13 protein-coding genes are annotated in these 19,410 nt (G+C 34.3%); 2 read left to right on the forward strand and 11 right to left on the reverse strand.

What is annotated here, in order from left to right; translation table 11 throughout:
* Nucleotides 1–6 precede the first annotated feature (6 nt).
* The 8 genes from CLOS_RS13800 to CLOS_RS13835 all read right to left on the reverse strand — a co-directional run bounded on the left by CLOS_RS13800 (nt 7) and on the right by CLOS_RS13835 (nt 9,035).
* Nucleotides 7–717: an ABC transporter ATP-binding protein gene (locus tag CLOS_RS13800; RefSeq protein WP_012160454.1), complete on the reverse strand. Its 711-nt coding sequence runs from the start codon at nt 715–717 to the stop codon at nt 7–9.
* A gap of 215 nt (nt 718–932) precedes the next feature.
* Complete coding sequence (locus tag CLOS_RS13805) at nt 933–2,162, reverse strand: efflux RND transporter periplasmic adaptor subunit (protein WP_012160455.1); 1,230 nt, start codon at nt 2,160–2,162, stop codon at nt 933–935.
* 54 nt (nt 2,163–2,216) lie between these two features.
* A complete protein-coding gene (locus tag CLOS_RS13810; protein ID WP_012160456.1) occupies nt 2,217–4,574 on the reverse strand; it encodes an ABC transporter permease in 2,358 nt (785 codons plus the stop codon).
* Complete coding sequence (locus CLOS_RS13815; RefSeq protein ID WP_012160457.1) at nt 4,574–5,284, reverse strand: ABC transporter ATP-binding protein; 711 nt, start codon at nt 5,282–5,284, stop codon at nt 4,574–4,576. Before CLOS_RS13815 ends, CLOS_RS13810 begins: the two co-directional genes overlap by 1 nt.
* A 13-nt stretch (nt 5,285–5,297) precedes the next feature.
* Entirely contained in the window at nt 5,298–5,876 is a 579-nt protein-coding gene (locus tag CLOS_RS13820) for a TetR/AcrR family transcriptional regulator (RefSeq protein WP_012160458.1), read from the reverse strand.
* Nucleotides 5,877–6,016: 140 nt separating this feature from the next.
* The gene (locus tag CLOS_RS13825; RefSeq protein WP_012160459.1) at nt 6,017–7,231 is read right to left on the reverse strand and encodes a TolC family protein; all 1,215 of its coding nucleotides are present in this window, start codon (nt 7,229–7,231) and stop codon (nt 6,017–6,019) included.
* A 298-nt stretch (nt 7,232–7,529) separates the two neighbouring features.
* Nucleotides 7,530–8,027, reverse strand: a complete 498-nt coding sequence (locus CLOS_RS15375; RefSeq protein ID WP_012160460.1) for a hypothetical protein — start codon at nt 8,025–8,027, stop codon at nt 7,530–7,532.
* A 147-nt stretch (nt 8,028–8,174) separates the two neighbouring features.
* Entirely contained in the window at nt 8,175–9,035 is an 861-nt protein-coding gene (locus CLOS_RS13835; RefSeq protein ID WP_012160461.1) for a tyrosine-type recombinase/integrase, read from the reverse strand.
* Between the two features lie 33 nt (nt 9,036–9,068).
* On the opposite strand from CLOS_RS13835, the gene CLOS_RS13840 reads away from it, so the two are divergent.
* Nucleotides 9,069–11,348 (forward strand): SwmB domain-containing protein, encoded by a 2,280-nt coding sequence (locus CLOS_RS13840; RefSeq protein ID WP_198006297.1) that lies wholly within the window; start codon nt 9,069–9,071, stop codon nt 11,346–11,348.
* A 379-nt stretch (nt 11,349–11,727) separates the two neighbouring features.
* On the opposite strand, the gene CLOS_RS13845 is transcribed toward CLOS_RS13840, so the two are convergent.
* The 3 genes from CLOS_RS13845 to CLOS_RS13855 all read right to left on the reverse strand — a co-directional run bounded on the left by CLOS_RS13845 (nt 11,728) and on the right by CLOS_RS13855 (nt 18,136).
* Nucleotides 11,728–12,945 (reverse strand): IS256 family transposase, encoded by a 1,218-nt coding sequence (locus CLOS_RS13845; RefSeq protein ID WP_012160463.1) that lies wholly within the window; start codon nt 12,943–12,945, stop codon nt 11,728–11,730.
* 185 nt (nt 12,946–13,130) lie between these two features.
* The gene (locus tag CLOS_RS13850) at nt 13,131–15,215 is read right to left on the reverse strand and encodes a phage tail protein (RefSeq protein ID WP_012160464.1); all 2,085 of its coding nucleotides are present in this window, start codon (nt 15,213–15,215) and stop codon (nt 13,131–13,133) included.
* A 131-nt stretch (nt 15,216–15,346) separates the two neighbouring features.
* Nucleotides 15,347–18,136, reverse strand: a complete 2,790-nt coding sequence (locus CLOS_RS13855; RefSeq protein ID WP_012160465.1) for an S-layer homology domain-containing protein — start codon at nt 18,134–18,136, stop codon at nt 15,347–15,349.
* A 504-nt stretch (nt 18,137–18,640) separates the two neighbouring features.
* Here CLOS_RS13855 and CLOS_RS13860 point away from each other — a divergent pair.
* Nucleotides 18,641–19,204: an S-layer homology domain-containing protein gene (locus CLOS_RS13860; RefSeq protein WP_012160466.1), complete on the forward strand. Its 564-nt coding sequence runs from the start codon at nt 18,641–18,643 to the stop codon at nt 19,202–19,204.
* The last annotated feature ends 206 nt before the right edge of the window (nt 19,205–19,410 follow it).

The following is a 19,410-nucleotide window of genomic DNA, read 5'->3' on the forward strand; positions in this document are numbered from 1 at the left end:
GTATCCTTACGCATTATTTTCTAACTCTGTACGCTGTATTTCTTCTATGTAATCAATCAACCCATCTTTTAAATGGTAAATTCGTTTGCCGTATTCCCCAATATTTCTCTCATGGGTTACTTGGACGATGGTGATCTTTCTTTCCTTGTTCAACTGCTGGAATATTTCCATAATGTTCTTACTTGCCTTTGAATCCAGTGCTCCTGTAGGCTCATCCGCTAAAATCAATCTGGGATTACTTACGATGGCTCTTGCAATGGCAACTCTTTGTTGCTCTCCACCGGAAAGCTGGGAAGGCATATGCTTGATTCTCTCGCCCAATCCTACAGCTTCCAAGGCCTCCTTAGCCCTCTGCTTTCTTTCCTTACCGATAACCCCTTGATAAATTAAAGGCAGCTCGACATTTTCCAAGGCATTTAGCTTTGATATTAAATGGAACTGCTGGAAGACGAACCCCATAAACTCGTTTCTGATGTTGGCCAGCTGCCAATCATTCATTTTCTGCACTTGCTGGTTGGCCAAAGAATAGGTTCCAGCTGTAGGTTTATCTAAACAGCCTATGATATTCATCAATGTCGATTTCCCAGATCCAGAGGGTCCCATAATAGAAACAAATTCTCCGTCTTCAATGGATATCGTAACGCCCTTCAGCGCCTGTACACTTACCTGCCCATCCTTATAGCTTCGTGCTACATCCGTTATCTCTAAAAGTGCCAATAATCTTCCCCCCCTTACACAATACTTCCCATATTAATATAGACGGTAAAAAAAGAAAAAAGTTCCATATCGTCTTTTATATCAGTATATCCTTTTATCCCCCATTTTTCTAGTTACAAAAGTATTAAGAATATCTTAAACCCGTAAAAAAAAGCCTAAAACTACAGATTTAGGACTATATTCCTATTTCTTAGCTTAGGCTTCTACAAGCTTTATCATTTTTCTTTTACGATGATTCCCTCTTTTATAGTTTTATCAGGAGATAGTATAACTCTGTCCCCTTCCTCTAATCCACTCAGTATTTCTACCTGCCTTCCGCTTTTTATTCCCTGCTTCACTTCTCTTATTACTGCCTTGTCTTTCTCAACTACAAAGATACAGTCCTTTTCATCAAGATTGAATACCGCATTCTCTGGTATTAATACGGTGTTGCTTTTACTATCGGCGATAATTTTAACATCTAGGTCATATTCCGGTTTCAGATTATTCACAGCTTCCTTCATCTCAATGTCTACCTTCACCCTTTTTTGTTGAAGCCCTAGATTCGATATCTTGCTAAAGGCATTGGGATGAATTTTCTCTACGACACCCTCTAAGTTTTCTATCCCTAAATCTTTGTTCGAAATCACCACTTTTGCATTTTCATGAACCTTGGCTATATCGCCAACTAAAATATCGCTTTCTATATAGAGCTGATTCATATTGCCGATTTCCATAACGGGCGTTCCAGGCTGTAAGTAATTGCCTTTCTCCACCAACTTGCTTACTACAGTGCCATCTATTGGAGCAACGATCGTAAAGTTTTCACCAGATTTCTCTAACGCCTGCCTTTGCAGGTCTAATTGCTTTAGCTGTGCTTCATATTGAATCACTGTATTCTCCGATACAGGCTTTTTCATCAGTTCTAAATCCAGCTTAACCTTTTCTAAATTGTTTCCTTCTGTTTCTAAGCTTCTTAAAGCATTTTGATATTCCTCATTGCTAATAGCTCCCGCATCATATAATACCTTTTTATTACGGACGACCTCTTCGGCTGTTCTGATTCTTTTTTCTATCTCCTTAATTTCTAAATCCAGCTTTTCAATAGCTCTTGAATCTGTAGGTTTTTTAGCTTCGTTATATTGAGCTAAGATAGCCGAACGTTGACTTTCTAGCTCTGCGATCTGTCTTGAAAGCTTCTCTCCATCTAGTTTTACCAATACATCCCCTTTTTTTATTTCATCCCCTATATCTACAAACACATCTGTAACTGTACCTACTGCATTTGCATAAACATTTGCATTGTTTTTGGATTTTACAACGCCCAATTCCTCCACATATTCCCATATATCCCCACGTATGGCCGCTCCCATGTTCACTTCCACCGCTGTACTTCTATTGGTCATATACACCACTGCTACTACCATCAATACGACAATAATTCCAATACCAATCTTTTTTTTCATCCAATCTCACATCCTTAATATATATATTAGAATTTTCTAATCCTAGGATCTCCTCTAAGATACTCTGTTTTTAAGAGCATCCATAAAGTTTAATTTATGAATCTTTCTAATGGTAGAAAGCTGCGCCACTGCAACAAATATTACCGTAGCGATTGCGGTTATAATATAGCTTTTTAAACTAATGATTACTGGAATATTATAGATCTCTGTAGAAACTGCCGATGCCATCCCCTTACACATTCCATAGCCCAAAGGCATACCTAAGGCTATTCCAAGTAATGCCATTAGCCCATTTTCTCTAGTAATTAATTTATAGATATCTTTTTTATCAAAGCCCATAACCCGCAAGGATGAAAATTCCATCGTTCTTTCACTAATGCTGATGATCGTAATGTTATATACAATAGCAAAACCTAAAATTCCACCAAAAATCATCATGGTTCCCATGGAATATATAATCATATCCATAAACTCTAAAATGCTATTTTTCATATCTTCAATCGATTGTATCTGTTTTATATTTTTTATATTCTGAAGCTTTGTCACTACATCATCATTGGCGTTTAATAAAGCTCCCGTAATCACACCTTTTTCTCCCAATACGTTATTCATCATATGGATATCCATATACCCATTGCTTCCCAAATACTGAATAATAATATCCTTTACTACAACAATCTTTTCTTCATGATCCGGCATAAAGCTTTTTATTACGATTTCATCCCCTATTTTAACATCAAGGGTCTCTGCTAATATTTTAGAAAGAACAATCCCTTCTTGAGGGAGTTTAATTTCCACTCCAGATAGATTCTTAAAGTTGTACAGCTGAGTATCTCTCGGTATGCCGATCACACTGACTGCCTTTTTCCGCCAGCCTCTGCTTAGCTCCAAAGGGACTTCGGTCTTTGGCTCCATATAATCTATATCAATGAGCTTAGATAGCTCTAGCAGCGCATTGCGGTCCATAGGAACTGCAAAATCTATATTATAATCCATCGTTTGTAGTTCTCCATATTGCATCGTAAATAGACTGTCGAAAACAGAGGACATAAATACGGGCACCATGGTTATGCTATAGGTCAAGGCTATTCCTAAAACTAAAAATACGGCTCTCCTTTTGTTTCTCGCTATGTTTCTAATTACCATTTTCCAGCTAAAAGAGATTTTGCTCCAAATAAATTTAACTTTTTCTAACCAAAATCTTTTACCTACTTTCGGTGCTTCCGGCTTCATGGCATCTGCTGGGAAAATTTTCAGAACGCTTCTTGCGCCAATTAACCCAGATAGTATGCAGAATATACTCGTTAATCCAATGCCATAGACAAAGTAGATATAATAGATCTTCGTTTTAAACATAGGAATATTCATATATACCATATACAGATTCGTAAATAGAACGGAAAGAGGTATGCTTAAGATCATACCAATAACGGAGCCCGCTAATCCAATTAATATAGAGTATTTCGTATAATGACTTAAGATGTCGCTGTTGCTATAGCCTAGTGCCTTCATGATACCAATATAGATTCTATCGTTTTTTACAATCCTAGATAGCATAATATTAATAATGACACCTGCAACCATTAAGAACAAGAACGTAATGGAAGATGCCATGGTCTCCAAAGACTCCACTTCTTGCATCATCATGCTATGGCTTAATTGATCTTCTCTTTTCACAATTCTTTTGACACCGTATCGATCCAATTCGTCTTCTATTGCATCTACAATGCTATGGATTTTGTTGCGATAATTCTCATCTATCTTTATTACGACCTCATTGTAGCTGCCTTGGAATCCTAGAGAAGACTGGGCAAATTCGTCGGTAACGTATATAACACCAAATTTTTCAGGAGCAGGTAGTAAAGCCTGTTCATTTTCCATTAAATAAATATATTCGGGGCTGCCTACAACACCAATTACATCGAGTGCATATTCTGTTCCTCCAATATAAGGTATGATCTTATCTCCTAGGGCCATGCCCCTTGCATCGAAGAACTGCCCAAGAACTACTGTCGTCCTCAGATGTTCTTCTAATTCTTCTCCCTCTAAGGTAAATACGTTATTAAGGATATTCTCTTCCTTTGGTAGGGATACCATTCTTACAGTAACCTTTTCCTTAGGATTTGCCACTCGCAAAGGTACATCTGCACTTACTCTTCCTTGAGCCATTTCAATTCCATCAATATCCAGAAGCTGATCTATGGCTGTTTTAGGTATTTTAGATACCTCTACAAAAACATCTGCAAAGTTTGTAGCCTCGTAATACTGAAGGATTGAATTGTTAAGGTTATCTGCAACCATACTAAAGGAAATGTAAATCGTTAATGCCAATACAATGGTTACTGAAATAGAAATAAATTGCCCTTTAGAATTTTTTATTAGCCTCAATAGCCTTACATCTAATTTTTTCATTACCACTCAATCCTTTCAGGGCTGATTGGGTTTTCATTGATTTTAGTTTCAATAATTTCTCCACTTCGCATTTTAATGACTCGGTCCGCCATTTCCCCTATTGGCATGTTATGGGTAATTATAACAATGGTCTTATTGTATTTCCTGTTAACGTCCTTCAGTAAGCTTAGAATTCTTATGCCGGTCTCAAAGTCAAGAGCGCCTGTGGGTTCGTCACATAAAAGCAATGCAGGATTCTTAGCTACTGCTCTAGCAATTGCAACCCGTTGCTGCTCCCCACCACTCATCTGGGCAGGGAAGTGATCCTTTCTTTCTTCTAAGCCTACGCTCGCCAGTACTTGATCAATGTTTAAGGCATCTCTACAAATTTCTGTAGCTAGCTCAACATTTTCTCTTGCAGTTAAACTTGCCATTAGGTTATAAAATTGAAATACGAAACCAATTTTATCCTTACGATAAGCCGTTAGCTTTTTATCGCTGTAATTCGTAATATCCTCTTCTTCCATAAAAACCTTACCCTCTGTAGGCAAATCCATTCCACCTAAAATATTCAACAGTGTACTCTTGCCAGAACCACTGGGTCCCAATATGACTACAAATTCTCCTTCGTATATCTCCAGATTTACATTTTTGGCAGCTGCAACGGTTACTTCACCCATCTGATACAGTTTGCTAATGTTCTCTACCTTCATTAAAACCTTGCTTCCCACATTGCTTCACCCCTTATTTTCTTCCGAATAGGCCATATTTGAGAAAATCGTAGAATTTTTCTGCAAAAGCTTCTATGTCTTCTTTCGTGTTGGATATCTCTTCAAAATTTCTTGCAAAACCATCCATTAAAGAAATTAGAACGTTGGCTACAAAGCCTTCATCAACCTGCCTTATCTCCCCTCTTTCCATACCCTCTCTAATAATATCTTCAAATAGGATCGTTGCCATTCTCTTCTTTTCCTTCATTACCTTATCTAAAATATAGGGCATCTCCATTACATCCTTATAGAAAGCCAAGGAGTACTTCCTCGATTGCTCTATGTTTATCTTTAATAAACCATCTATTTTATTAAGAGTTCCTTCGATGTCCTTTATATTGTCTTCTATATATCCAAACATTCTAGCTGTAATTAAATCCAAAACCTTTAAAAAAAGTTCCTCCTTCGAAGAAAAATATCGATAAATTGTCATTTTACTAATACCTGCTGCTTCTGCAATCTGATCCATGGATACTGCTTTATATCCTAAATTTACAAACAGCTCTTCTGCTTTTTCTATTAATCGGTTATATTTTATTTTACTTTGATTCATTATAAATTTCCTCCTACAATGCATTCAATAAATTATACTATTGTACTTATATAGTATAATAGTATTATATATTTCGAAAAGTATTCTGTCAATAAAAAAACATAGCATGAAAACTATGCTATGTTTTTTGGATTCTATTATTATTTTGTTTTAGTTAGCCCCATACTATCTTGGAAGTTGATTAAAGCAGTATGGTATTGATGCAAGTGATTCATATAAGCTTTCTTAGATTCCATTAGAGAAATCCTAGCCTCTGTTACTTCCTTTGTAGTATTCATTCCCAGTTCGTAGTTTAACTCCGCAATCTCCAGGGATTTTTCAGCTAATTTTATAGACTCTTGATATATTTCTATATTATCCCTTACACTACTCAAATTAAAATGAGCGGATCTTAATCCCATTTCAATTAAAGCTTCAGCAGATTGCATATTTTTATAGGCTTCTTCAATTGCTATTTCCTGCTCTTTATATTTATAAGTCATACTCGGATATTTTATACTTAATGCTTTTAATACTATTTTTTGTATTTCATAATTTTCTTTCGCTACTTTTAGAGCGCTGTTATTATCCAGTGCTTGCTTAATCGCTTTCTCTAAATCAATATCTTCATATTTAGGATTTTCAATTTTATCCAATAATACTACTTCTGTATCTAACCCGATACCTAGTACATTATTAAAACTTAATAGTTGTACTTGATACATTACCTTTGCTGCTTCGTATACGGACTTTGCCTGTGTAACTGCCATGTTGGTCAGTAAAAGCTGGTGCTCTGAAATCTGCCCATTGGCTAAAAGCAGTTTGTTTTTATTATATTGATCTTGTGCCAATTTAAAATTTTCTTCGGCTATATTTTTTTCTTCTTGCTTTAAAAGTAAATCGTAATATGCTTTACTCACATTATTCGTTATATCGCTAATTAACTTTTCTTTATCCAACTTTACTTGGTTAAGTGTAAAATCCACATGTCTCTGTACAGCACCCATTGCATGTAGCTCTCTATTCACTGAGAGATCTTGCGTAACTGCAGGGTAAATCATTGGTGGCATATCCATACTACCTTTTTCTGTTTTGTTATATGCTTTAATATCCCTCATATTTTGATCATACTCAAATTGTTGCTTTTCTATCTTAATATCTTGTATACTGATGTCTTTATTATGCTCTAAGGCATAGTCGATCGCTTCTTTTAAAGTTAACTTTACTATATTCTGTTCCTTTTTACTAACAACCTTTGTATCGGAGCTTTCTTTACTACTTGTTGCTGCAGCTTCTATAGCAAATGTATGTACCCCACTATTTACTGCTGTTAAAGTGATTAATGTTCCCATTGCAATAGCCTTTTTAAAGTTCATGTTTCTCCTCCTATTCTTTATTCCTATTTACAAATTTCTTTCTTATTATACATCACTGCATATCTTTTTGCTAGTCATATGTTATTACAAAACAATACTATTGTACTTTAAAAGTCTAATAGTATTATATGTTTCAAAAATTTTTCTGTCAATAACTATTAAATCTAGAAATATAATAGTTACGTTCAACGTACTGATTCCATCTTAAACCTATATTATGAACTCAATATGAACTAAATTAATAAAGTAGGGAGAACTATTTTTATAGTTCTCCCTACTTTATTGCAAAACAAAGCTTTTACTGCCAGTTAATTTTATTTTCTTTTTTGGTCTTAACACCTTTCTCTATTACAGTCCCATTTTCTTCTTTTATTAATATCTCGACATCATAATGATCATATATTTCTCCGTAGGTTTCATCGCTAGGTCCCTTTAAACCTTCATTCACTGTGTATCCCGACAATGCCTTCAGAAATGATACACCTATTTCTCTTATCTTTTCTTTTGGTACATCTTTGTTTGCAGGGACTAACTGTAAAATAATCTTGTTATTTTCTATGTATGCCTTCGCATCCTTGATTTCTTCATACTTTTCAATAATGCTTGCACTGCCTGCAAATGCTTCTTCCTTTATTTCAGGGGTTTTCCCCGGTGTAGCATTATTACCTGGCACACCGTTTTTATCTGGTACACCATTCTTATCCGGTACAATGTTGTCTGGCTTCCCAGTACGGCTACAACCGATGCTAAAAGTTAGAAGTAATATGATACAAAGTGGAAATAATAATTTTTTCATAATTTTTCACTCCTTAATTATATAGTAGTACATAGCATGTACAATTATTGGTCCTATTTATTATATCCTCAAAAAAATAATTTAGTCTCTAAAATAAGGAGACTATTTGCTATTTTGATATTTAGTTATATACGTATCATATTATATTTACAAGAGATTAACTGCCTCTTCTAGTTGTCTTAGATCTTGATGGATATACCGACTGGTAACTCTCAAATCTGAATGACCTAAAAGCTTTTGCACGGCAGGTAGAGGTGCATTTTGAAGAATCAAGTTACTGGCAAAAGAATGTCTTAAAATATGGGCAGATATATTCTTTTCCCAGTTAAGTGAATCCTTAGCAATATGCAGCATACGGTTTATATATTGTGGAGAAAGGCTACCGGTTTTTTTCGTACAAAAAAATTTATTGCTTTCTACATCTGGTCTTATATTTTTTACATAGTCATCCAATATATAGTAAAGTTTATTGCTAATCGGTATGATTCGATCCTTATCTCCTTTACCGCTTATTGTATATATTATCTTCTCATCTAACTTAACATTCTCCATCGTCAAGTTTAGAGCTTCAGAAACTCGGAGTCCAGTATAAAAAATTGTCTGCACAGCTGCCTTGACTATTGAGCTATTTATCTTTTGAATTAGTAAGATGAATTCTTCTTCCGAAAGATAGTCTCTCTCCGTTTGTTTAACCTTTACAGATTCTAAAAATATTGCTAAGTTTTTCGTACAAAGTTCTCTTTTATATGAATATTTATAGAGGCTCCTAAAAATATATACCACTCGACTTCTAGTCGCACTCTTTTTTCCTGACTTTTTTAAATAGTACATATAATCTTCTAAATCTACAGAAGATATTTGTTCCATTTCTTTTTCAAAACCATACTTTTTTTCTAAAAACCTTCCAAAGTACCCCAGCTCTTTTTTATAACCTTTTATAGTTTCTTTAGACCTATCTATAGATTCTAAATACCTAAGAAAATTTTCTACTACATTAGAATATTTCATATTATGCTCCCCCACTCTGTTTTATTGTTTGTTATGTTTAAAGGTATATATCTAATTTTACCGATTATATTTGTGGAGGCAAGTGCTATTAACAGTACAGCATTAAAAGTGGAATTTAATCAAAAAGTTGATAAAACTTCTGCTGAAAAACTAACTAACTACTATGTAGGGATTGGCGATAAAGACGTAAGTAGTTCAAGTATAGAAGCTAACAACACAGGACTATATAAAGCTGAATTACAAGAAGACGGAAAAACTGTAATAATAAAAGCAGTAGACGAAGCTGCAAATGTAATCTGGTTAGATAAGAATACAACTACAGTTTTAACTACACCAGCAGTGGCACTTAAAGTAAATGCAACTGATTTTGTAGTAAAAAACAAAATGGTAACAATCCAAGTTCGTAACGTAAAAGATGCAGCTGGTAAGTTAATGGATACACAAGAGAAGTCCTTTAACTCAGTTGATTCAGAAGCAGCTAAAATTTATGGAACAGCTATAGATGCGACAACTAGTAAAGCAATTCCAACAAAAAACAACATAACAGAAGTAGTAGTAACATCAGACCAAGATGTTTTATTTATGTTTAATGAGCCAGTATTTGTTGATTCAGATGTACAGTTCTATTTAGACAGTAAAAATATAACTACTCATGTTTCTCTTGATGCAACTGATGCTTCCGGAAAAACACTTAAAGTAGCTAAAGCAGCAGGAATAAAAGATCTTACTCTAGGAAATCACAAGTTTGAAATCGTTGGAGTTGAAGATTTAGCAGGAAACAAACCAGTAGGAGATATCTACAATGCAGTAATAAAGGTAGTGGAACCTCAAGATAATGTAACTGAAGATGAAGCACCAGTAGTAGAATCTTTAATGCAAACAGAAGAAGGAAAATTTGTGGTAACATTTAAGGCAGCACCGAAAGATGGAACTAAAGTAGTAGTAAAAGACTCAGAAGGAAATACAGTAAAGAGTCATAGTACTACAGGTGCAGATAAAACTGAAGAAATAGAATTTGCAACTGCTTTAGCTGAGTACAAAGGTTCAACTAAGTTAATCTATACAGTAGAAGTAACGGGTGCAGACGGTGGAAAAATTGAAGCTGCTACTGGAAGTAAAAAAGCAGATAAATATTCAAAAGCACACACATTTAAATTAGATTTAGTAGCACCAGAAGTAGTATACTCAACAAAAGATGCAAAAGGAAAAGTAGTTGAAACTGAATTTGTTAAGAGTACAGATTTAGGTAAAATAGTAATTCCATTTGCAGACGAATTATTTGGTGGAACAGTAGTAAAAGGAACTTCAGCAAATGCAGTAATCTTAAAGCAACACATAGGTGAAGAAACAAAATCATTAACAATTCCATTTGCTGATATTGCTGCTCTAGTAAATAATGAACTAACAATAGATGTAGTTGATTTAGTATCAAATGGAACAACACAAGATATTAAAGATGCTGCAAAAGCTATGTTAAATAAAGATGAAGATGCATTATTAGCAGGACAATATGAATTAATATTACCAAGAGGATTAGTAGCAGATACGCTTGATAAAAAACTTACTAACAGTACAGTAATTCCATTTGCAGGAGATACTGTAAGATTTGAAGTAAAGGAAGTAGGTCAAGGCGGAGGAGAAGCATCTGTACCACAAACAGCACAAGATTTAGTAAAATATGATGCGGACCATGATGCTATAATAGTTGAATTTGTTGGAGAAGATATCAAAGCATCAACAGCTAAAAATCCAGCGAACTATACTCTAGCAGGAAAGAAACTAGCGGCTGACACATATATTGAGTATGAAACATTGAAAGATGGTGCTGGAAAAGTAACTGGTGGAGAAGCTCGTATATTCTTAAACAAAGATACTGTAGTTCGTGATGGTAACTATACTTTAAAAGTAGAAGGAGTATCAACAACTTCAGGAGCAAAAATGTTACCAGTATCAGTAACAGTAAAAGATATGAAAGATAATACAAGACCAGTACTTGAAAGTGCTGTAATAACTGGAGATGCTAAACTAGAATTAAGATTCTCAGAATCAGTAAAAGTAGAAGATCCAGATTTAGCAGCTGGAAACTTTGAAGTACTAGTGAATGGTGCACTATATACTGTAAAAGAAGCTAATGTTCATACAACAGATACTAAGTTAGTTATATTAGAACTTAGAGACATAGTAGACTATGAAGGTAGAACAGTAACGATAAGAACAAAAGCAGATAACAATAATGACCACTTTGTAACAGACCTAGGTGGAAATGAATTAAAAACAGGAATAAGAGTAACTGCTACAGTACAAGGTCAATAATCAAGTCATATAACGTACTCGGTAATGAGTAAATAACAATGCCCTTAAGGATTAAATCCATGAGGGCATTGTTGGGCTCTTATAATATTTGGTGTTGGTGATTAAAAGCCAGCACCTTTTTTAGGCTCGAGTCTGTAAATAACCTTGTGCTTTAGATTAGATTATAGCTTCTAATCTAGAAAAAATTATTAATATTAAATTTTGATAAATATTACAATTTTATAACTATATTTCATATTTTGCCAAAATCATTAGAATCTATTCATATTTTCTTATAATTTTGGCAATAATTATTCAAATGGGAAGGTAGGCTTATTTTTATACCTGAATGGTTAATTGTTAATCATTATACTAATCACTATAGATTAATTTAAGCCACTTACAGGTATGATTTTAACCTATCATCATAAAGTATTGCTAGTTGATTAATTATGGAGTCCCAATTTCTATATCTTTGAGTCCATTTTTTCATCACATTTTGGCTAGCTAAGTAAAGTATTTTTTCCAAGGATTGGTCATTAGTAAATACAGACTTCGTCTTAGTAACCTTCCTAAATTGGCGATGTAGACTCTCTATTGCATTGGTGGTGTACATAATTGTTCTAATCTCCTTAGGAAACTTGAAAAATGAAGAAAGTAATAACCAGTTCTCATCCCAACTTTTAATAGCAAATGGATATTTTTGTCCCCATTTATCTTGAAGATTCATTAACTTTTCATAAGCGGATTCCTCAGTAATTGCAGAGTAAACCTCTTTAAAATCCTTAGCAAACCCCTTTAGGTCCTTATAACTGACATATTTAAAAGAATTTCTAAGCTGATGAATAATGCATCTTTGAATCTCAGATTTAGGAAAAGCACTTTTAATCGCATCATTCAATCCAGTAAGACCATCTACACTGAATATTAGTACATCTTGAAGGCCTCTATTCTTAAATTCAGTTAAAACACTGAGCCAAAACTTAGAAGATTCATTCTCGCCAATCCAAATACCTAAAATATCTTTGTATCCATCTACATTAATACCGAGAACAACGTAAGCAGCTTTCATTTTAATTTGCCCATCTTCTCTAACCTTGTAATGAATAGCATCTAGGAAAACAAAAGAATATATTGGATCTAGAGATCTATGTTGCCATTCCTTGATACTAGGCAATATAGAGTCAGTGATTTTACTAACCATTTCAGCAGAGACTTCAATACCGTAGATATCTTTAATCTGCTCATGAATATCTCTTGTGGACATACCCCTAGCATAAAGAGAAATTACTTTCTCTTCAATCCCAGAGATGTCTCTTTTATTTTTAGGAACAACCGCAGGTTCAAATTCACCATTTCTATCCCTAGGAATATCTAAACTCATTTCACCAAACTGAGTTTTTACCTTCTTTTCAGAATAACCATTCCGGCGATTAGAAGTATTCTTGTTTTCCCTGTCTCCCTTAGAATAGCAAAGCTCTACCTCAAGCTCCGCTTCTAGCATTTCCTGCAGAACATCCTTAAATATATCTTTTAGATCGGACTGAAGATCTCCTGCTGACTTTAAATTTCCGGAAGTAATCATTTCTCTTAAAAACTCTTTAGGTAATGTACTCATAAAAAATGCTCCTCTCTGAATTTATATTATTAGTAATTTTTTCCAGAGAAGAGCGTTTATTTTCACTTAAGCACAGATTATTTTACACTACCATAGAAAGAAACACTTCACAAATATTTCTACCTGTGAAGTGCTTTGATTTTTATCTTTTCTATTAAAGGAGGTTAGCCCTCTTGAATCTACAATTATTTTGCTACTGTGTATGACGCTTCAGGTACTAATTTATTTCCATTAGCATCGGTTACATCTATAGTTTTATCAAATTCTACTGTTATTGGCTTAGTTAAATCTGTAACTGATGTTGTTAATGTAACAGTAGCTGTATTAGAAGTTGTTACTACTCCAAATTTAGTTGCATCTGCTACCCCATCAACTTTTACTGTTGCAAAGTTTGCATTTGCTGTTACATTTTCTGAGAAAGTAATTGTTACTTTATTTGGTGCTGTAAATTCTATTTTCTTAACTGTTGGCGCAACATTTTCTTCAAATGTTGCAACTTCAGCAAATGCATCAATTGCTACACCTGCTTTAGTTTTAACAGCTGAATCAATTGTAAATTCATAGTCACCATCTAATAATATAGTTTCTGTATTTAATGTTAATTTAACTGTTTTTGCATTACCATCAAAGATTGCTGATTTAAATACTGTTTTTCCTTCTACTTTATAATTGTTAACATCTAAAGCTGATGCTCCCATTTCTTTATCGAAGTTAACTACAACGTTTTTAGCATCGATTGCACCTAGAGTTACAGTTGCTTTTTCTGTGTCAACAGGTGCTTTTATTTCAAATGCGATAGCAATTTTGTCTGTTGCTCCTAATGGAGTAACATCTGCAACAGTTAATTGACCAGTATATTTACCTGGTGCAAATCCACTTGCATTATTTAAAACAAAATCTTTTGTAGTACCATCAGCTGTAATATCTGCATTTAGTACAGATACTGTAGTAGTTACCATGTCAGCATCTACCCTTGTTAAGGATATATCTGTTGCAGTCTTATCTACATTCATATCAAAAGTAAGTGCAACAGATTTATTATCAGCTGCTACTGTTGTTTTTTCTAATTTAGCTGCTTGTGCTTTGAATTGAACATTAAATGATTTTGCTGTTCCAGAATTTCCAACTAAATCATCAAAAGCAGTTAATTCAACAGCATGAGCTCCTGCTGTTGTAACAGCACCTAAAGTTATTTCAACTTCAAGAGGATTCTTAGGGTTTTTAGCTGCTATTATTGAACTATCAGGTGTTCCATCTAATGAAAGAGTAATTGTTGACTCATCTACTTCTTCACTGAATGTTACAATAACTTTTTGTAATCCTTCTGATTTCACTGAAACTATTTCTGGAGCAACTTCATCCACTACTATAGATTTTACAGTTACTTCTGCGGGGTTAGGGCTAATAATATTTCCAGCTAAGTCTTTTACTCCTAATAATGTTACTTTATATTCTTTATTAGCTGCAATTCCTTTTACTGCAAATTTGCTCGCATCATTAGGGTCTATATTTACAGTTTCAGTAGTTATTGCTGTCCCATCAACTCTAACAATAGTTGCAGTTGCTCCTGTCATGTCAACTTCTTCAGACATTTGAATTACCGCTTGCCCTGCTAAAGGATATGTTACACTTGCCACAGTTGGTTTAACTGTATCTTTAAATGAAATTTCTTTTGTATAAAGTGCAGTTGTCTTTGTAGCATCAGCTTTTGATTGAATAGGATCTACCATTACTATATAATCACCATCTAAAGCAGCACCTAAAATAAGTGTAGCTTCTTTCTCATTTGATGATAAAGTTGCTGTAGAAACAGTTACTGGTGATCCATCCTTTTTCTTAATAGTATAGTTAGCAGTATTCTCCGCTTGACCAGATCTAACTACTTCTTGACCAAATGTTACTTTGATTTTTTTAGCATTAATAGCACTTACCTCTACAACTTTTAACTCACCTTCTACAGGTGTTTCAACATCTTTAACAGGTGTATAATCTTTTTCAAGAATATTTAAAAAGTCATTTTTATTCTTAAGGTATGCTTCATTTGCATCTTTAAAAGAATATAACTTTCCACCATTTCCCTCAAACAAATAGCTACTTGGTCTTACAGCAACATTACGTTGTTCTTTTGCTGATAAAGCCATTTGTTGAGCAGTTTTATGAATATTACCATCTGTAGTATATACATCTCTTGGTGCTGCAGATGCAATAGATGTACTTGCTAGCATTACAGTTGCTAATACAACAGAAGAAATTCTCTTGTAATTTTTCATTAATGCTTACCTCCTTGTATTTTACGATTTACTTGTTAACCTAAATTAGTGTTAATTGAATATTATGTAACAATTTCCCCACCATTTAAGGTGGTGGAGAAATTGTTATATTGAGAATATTAATATCTTAATTACTTGATTTTAACAGATGCTTCTGTACCGTTAACAGTTACTTTAACTGTATCTCCAGCTTTAACACCAAACACTCTTAATACAGCATCTTCAACTGCAAAATCGTTTGCATCTACTGAACTTCCGTTTAAAGAAACTTTTGATACAGTGTCTCCAGCTTTTAATTCTACTGTTAAAACAACACCATACATTGTTTCTTCTAACTTACCAGTTAATTCTTCTGATGGTTGCTCTCCTGGGTTTTCACCTGGTTTTCCATCTTTGTACTCAGTTACTACTACTAGTACTTTAAGTTCTCCAGCATCTTCTACGAATACTACAGAGTCTTTGTCAGAAATTCTAGATAGTCTTGTAGTTCCATCTAAAGCTCCATCTTCGTCAACTTTGTAAACTACTGTTTCGTTGCTAACTAGGTACCACTTACCATCTAATAATAAGTAGTCTCCATCTTTCTTAGTTACCTTGAATGCTTCTTTATCTTTAGCATTGTTTCTAGTTATATCTGTTAACTCACCTTTGTTGTTTAACTTAAATTCAACAAGGTCACCTTTTTTAACATCATTTCTACCAGCTACAATGTATTCAGCTTTTGCTTCGCCAGCAACATCGATTTCAACTTTATAGTCTCCACCTTTTCTTGTTACGTCGCCAGTTACTAAACCGAATTTAGCATCGTCTTTAGCTTCGAAAGCTTTGTCAACGAATACGATTAGATCTGCATTTCTTCCTGCATCTCCAACAACGATTACTCTTTCACCAGACTTAATTGTTCTCTTAGCGATATCGCTGTGTTTGATTAGAGAAGGCTTAAGCTCACCTTTGCTGTTAATAGCTTTAATAGCTACTGTGTTCTCTCTAATGTAGAATCTGTCTTTACCAATAGTTATAAATTTATCGTCAGATTTTTTCTCTGCTGATAATGTTTTTACGTTAGATACTACTTTTAAATCACCTTTGCTGATTTCGCCATCTTTGTTTAATTTGAATTCTACTGCTACAAATTCATCTTTTAAATAATCAACTTTTAATGCTGATGTAACATCTTTTCTATCTTCGAATTTGTATTCTACTTCTTTACCTTCAGATGTGAATACTGTTAATACAGGATTTCTACCATCTTCTAGGTAAGTAGCTACACCGTAGATAGTTTTGCTTGTGTAATCTGCATCTGTTGTTAATACCATAGCTCTTCCTTGAAGGTTAAGAACTACTACTACTTTCTCATCAATGAATTCTTCAACTTTTTCAAAGTTAGTGCTTGCCCACTCTTCGAAATCTGTTCCTTCATTTCCAGAGAAGATTGCATCGTTAGCATCTCTTACAATGTTTGTTCCGTTAACAGTTACTCTGTTATCTCTTGCTCTTACTGCTTCAAGTTTTCCTTCTACAACATCATTTCTGATTACGAAGAATAACTGATCATCATCATTTTCCCATCCGAAGATAGCTGTACCTTCTTTAATATCTTCTAAAGAAGCTTTGCTAAAGTCTGCATTGAATACAAATACATCTGCTGCTTTGTAATCATCAAGTTCGATTGTGTCTTCACCTACAGCTTCAACACTTACAAACTTAAGTTCATCTTTTTTAACTTCTTTAGCCATACCTACTTTATCTGCATCGAATTTAATTAGGTAAGCGAAAGCTACGTCTCCGTATTCATTTAATACGAATTTTCCATAAAGACCATCTTTAACGTCTTCAACATCTTCTTTTTCATTTCCAATATATACTACAGCTGCATCGATACCATTTCTAGAATCTTTTTCAGCCCACTCGTACTTTGTAGCTGAGTTGTCTTTATTTCTAACTTCTACTTTTAATGTCTTTTTGTCTTCTTTGTTTGATACAACTGTACCGTAAACAACATCACTTTCAGCTGTTTCTACTTCATATCTGAAGATTTCTTCGTTATCATCGTTATACCATGCAGAAACTTTTAAACCTAATACAGCATCTACATCGAAATCGAATTTATCAGATATTGTATATTTTACAGTTTTGTCAATTTTATTTCCATTTTCTTTTTCTACATTAATTTTGATTTCGTTAGCTTTTAGCTTCTCTACTCTGTAGTTCGCTACTACTGTACCTTCTACTTCGTCAAAACCTAAATTAGTAGTTAAGATTGTTTCTTTTCTAGTGTCATCTTTTCCAGAAACTACATATTTTGTTTCTGAACCATATCCAACTTGGATCATTTTAGCTTTTGTTAAAGAGTTGTCTAGTAATTGGAATACAGAACCTCTTGTGATTGCAACTCCTGTTGCGCCTTCAACGTGCTTTGTATTCTTAACATCTTGCTCAGCAACTACTAGGTAACCTACTGGATATCCACCTTTAGCTTGTGCAGCTGGCTCATATCCTAATGCTCTAACCATTAATGTAATAGCATCTTCGTATCTGATGTTATCAGCAGGTCCGAATTTACCATTTCCATATCCTTGGATGTATCCTAATCTTGTTGCTACGTTAATAGCTCCGGAAGCCCACTCGTATCCAGCCGCTACTGTTACGTCTGTAAATTGAGTTTCTCCTTTAGCTACGTTAGCAGAACCTTCTAAACCTAAAGCTCTTACTAATAATACTGCAAATTCTGCTCTTGTGATATTTGCATCTAGAGCAAATCCTCTGTCATCACCTTTAACTATTCCTAGATCTGCAAGTCTTAGAGTAGCGTCTTCGTTTAAGTGTCCAGCGATTTCATTTTTAGCTGGAGCTGCGAAGGCCATTCCAAAGCTACTAAGAACCATGGAAAGTACAAGTATAAATGATAATACTTTCTTCATTATGTGTTCCTCCTTCTTGATATTGATTTCTTTTTTGTAGAAGTGGGTTAAATTTTTAAGCTTGGCCGTAACCCCTTCCGTAAAAACCAGCCAGCCTTAAAATTATATAGATGCGACTGCCATCCTTATATGTAATGTCGTCGCACACTATATCAAGAATTATACCATCGACCTTATACTTGGTCAATGCAAAGATGAAGATTGTAATATAACTGTAATATTAAGTTATCGGAGCTATAAAGCCAATAACCTCTTACTGATAGCCAACCTTCATAATATCATTATACAATGAAAAGCGGCTCTTTACTATTACAGTATCATTACAAATTTAGATTCATCTCCATGATCACCAATATACGAAGCGGTATAATCATATTTTAATATATATTCTGTCTTTTTATAAAAAGTCCTGCTTGTACAAAAACATTTTTTGCTTTTTTGTAATACAACCTTAATATCACAGATTCAATCCTTTGATATAATTTAGTTAGGAGGTGAAATGCTATGAAAAAGATCTTATCTGTTTTTATGTGCTTCCTTTTACTCTTTAGTTTCTCTATTCCCAGTGCGTATGCCCTATCTGTAGAGGAACAGGCAGGAGAGCAGCTAAAAGGACTTGGACTCTATAAGGGCTACGAAGATGGTACTTTGGGTCTCAATAAAAACATTACGAGAGCGGAATTTGCTGCCCTAGCTGTAAGAATAGAGGGCTTAGATGATAAGCAGGAAGCAAACAAAGGTGCTACCCCATTTAAGGATGTCAGTGGCAACCATTGGGCTTCTGGTTATATTAATATCGCTTCTTCTAAAGAGCTGATTAAGGGCTTTGAGGACAAAACCTTTAAGCCGGAAGAGCAAATCACATATGCTCAAGCTTTAGCTGTAGTAATTCGTATCCTAGGCTACGAAAAAGATGTGACTGGTAGCTGGCCGAATAACTACATAAATAAAGCAAAGGATCTAGGTCTCGATAAAAATATGAATCTATCTCCCAATACCCCTATTAATCGTGGTCAGATTGCAGTGATTGTCAGCAATGCCTTAAATGTTAAAATTGCAGTTAAATAAATATCCCCTTCTTCAGTAATATTCCCATAGGGTAATATTCTGTAAGAAGGGGCTTTTTTTTTATGACCTAACCCAATTTATGCGACCAAAGGAAGCAATAAATTGATGGTAGGTCAAACGCAACGAACACCAAATTTGTACGACCGGAGGAAGTGAACAAATTTGAGTTGTGAGACTGCGAAATAAACCTAAAGTAAAGTAGAGCT

It is taken from the genome of Alkaliphilus oremlandii OhILAs (assembly GCF_000018325.1).
GTDB lineage: Bacteria > Bacillota > Clostridia > Peptostreptococcales > Natronincolaceae > Alkaliphilus_B > Alkaliphilus_B oremlandii.

What these genes read in the sequence shown, in the direction of transcription:
- CLOS_RS13805 (WP_012160455.1), bottom strand. Translation starts at nt 2,162, where the DNA reads ATGAAAAAAAAGATTGGTATTGGAATTATTGTCGTATTGATGGTAGTA.
- CLOS_RS15375 (WP_012160460.1), bottom strand. Translation starts at nt 8,027, where the DNA reads ATGAAAAAATTATTATTTCCACTTTGTATCATATTACTTCTAACTTTT.
- CLOS_RS13845 (WP_012160463.1), bottom strand. Translation starts at nt 12,945, where the DNA reads ATGAGTACATTACCTAAAGAGTTTTTAAGAGAAATGATTACTTCCGGA.
- CLOS_RS13825 (WP_012160459.1), bottom strand. Translation starts at nt 7,231, where the DNA reads ATGAACTTTAAAAAGGCTATTGCAATGGGAACATTAATCACTTTAACA.
- CLOS_RS13820 (WP_012160458.1), bottom strand. Translation starts at nt 5,876, where the DNA reads ATGAATCAAAGTAAAATAAAATATAACCGATTAATAGAAAAAGCAGAA.
- CLOS_RS13835 (WP_012160461.1), bottom strand. Translation starts at nt 9,035, where the DNA reads ATGAAATATTCTAATGTAGTAGAAAATTTTCTTAGGTATTTAGAATCT.
- CLOS_RS13855 (WP_012160465.1), bottom strand. Translation starts at nt 18,136, where the DNA reads ATGAAGAAAGTATTATCATTTATACTTGTACTTTCCATGGTTCTTAGT.
- CLOS_RS13840 (WP_198006297.1), top strand. Translation starts at nt 9,069, where the DNA reads ATGTTTAAAGGTATATATCTAATTTTACCGATTATATTTGTGGAGGCA.
- CLOS_RS13850 (WP_012160464.1), bottom strand. Translation starts at nt 15,215, where the DNA reads ATGAAAAATTACAAGAGAATTTCTTCTGTTGTATTAGCAACTGTAATG.
- CLOS_RS13810 (WP_012160456.1), bottom strand. Translation starts at nt 4,574, where the DNA reads ATGAAAAAATTAGATGTAAGGCTATTGAGGCTAATAAAAAATTCTAAA.
- CLOS_RS13860 (WP_012160466.1), top strand. Translation starts at nt 18,641, where the DNA reads ATGAAAAAGATCTTATCTGTTTTTATGTGCTTCCTTTTACTCTTTAGT.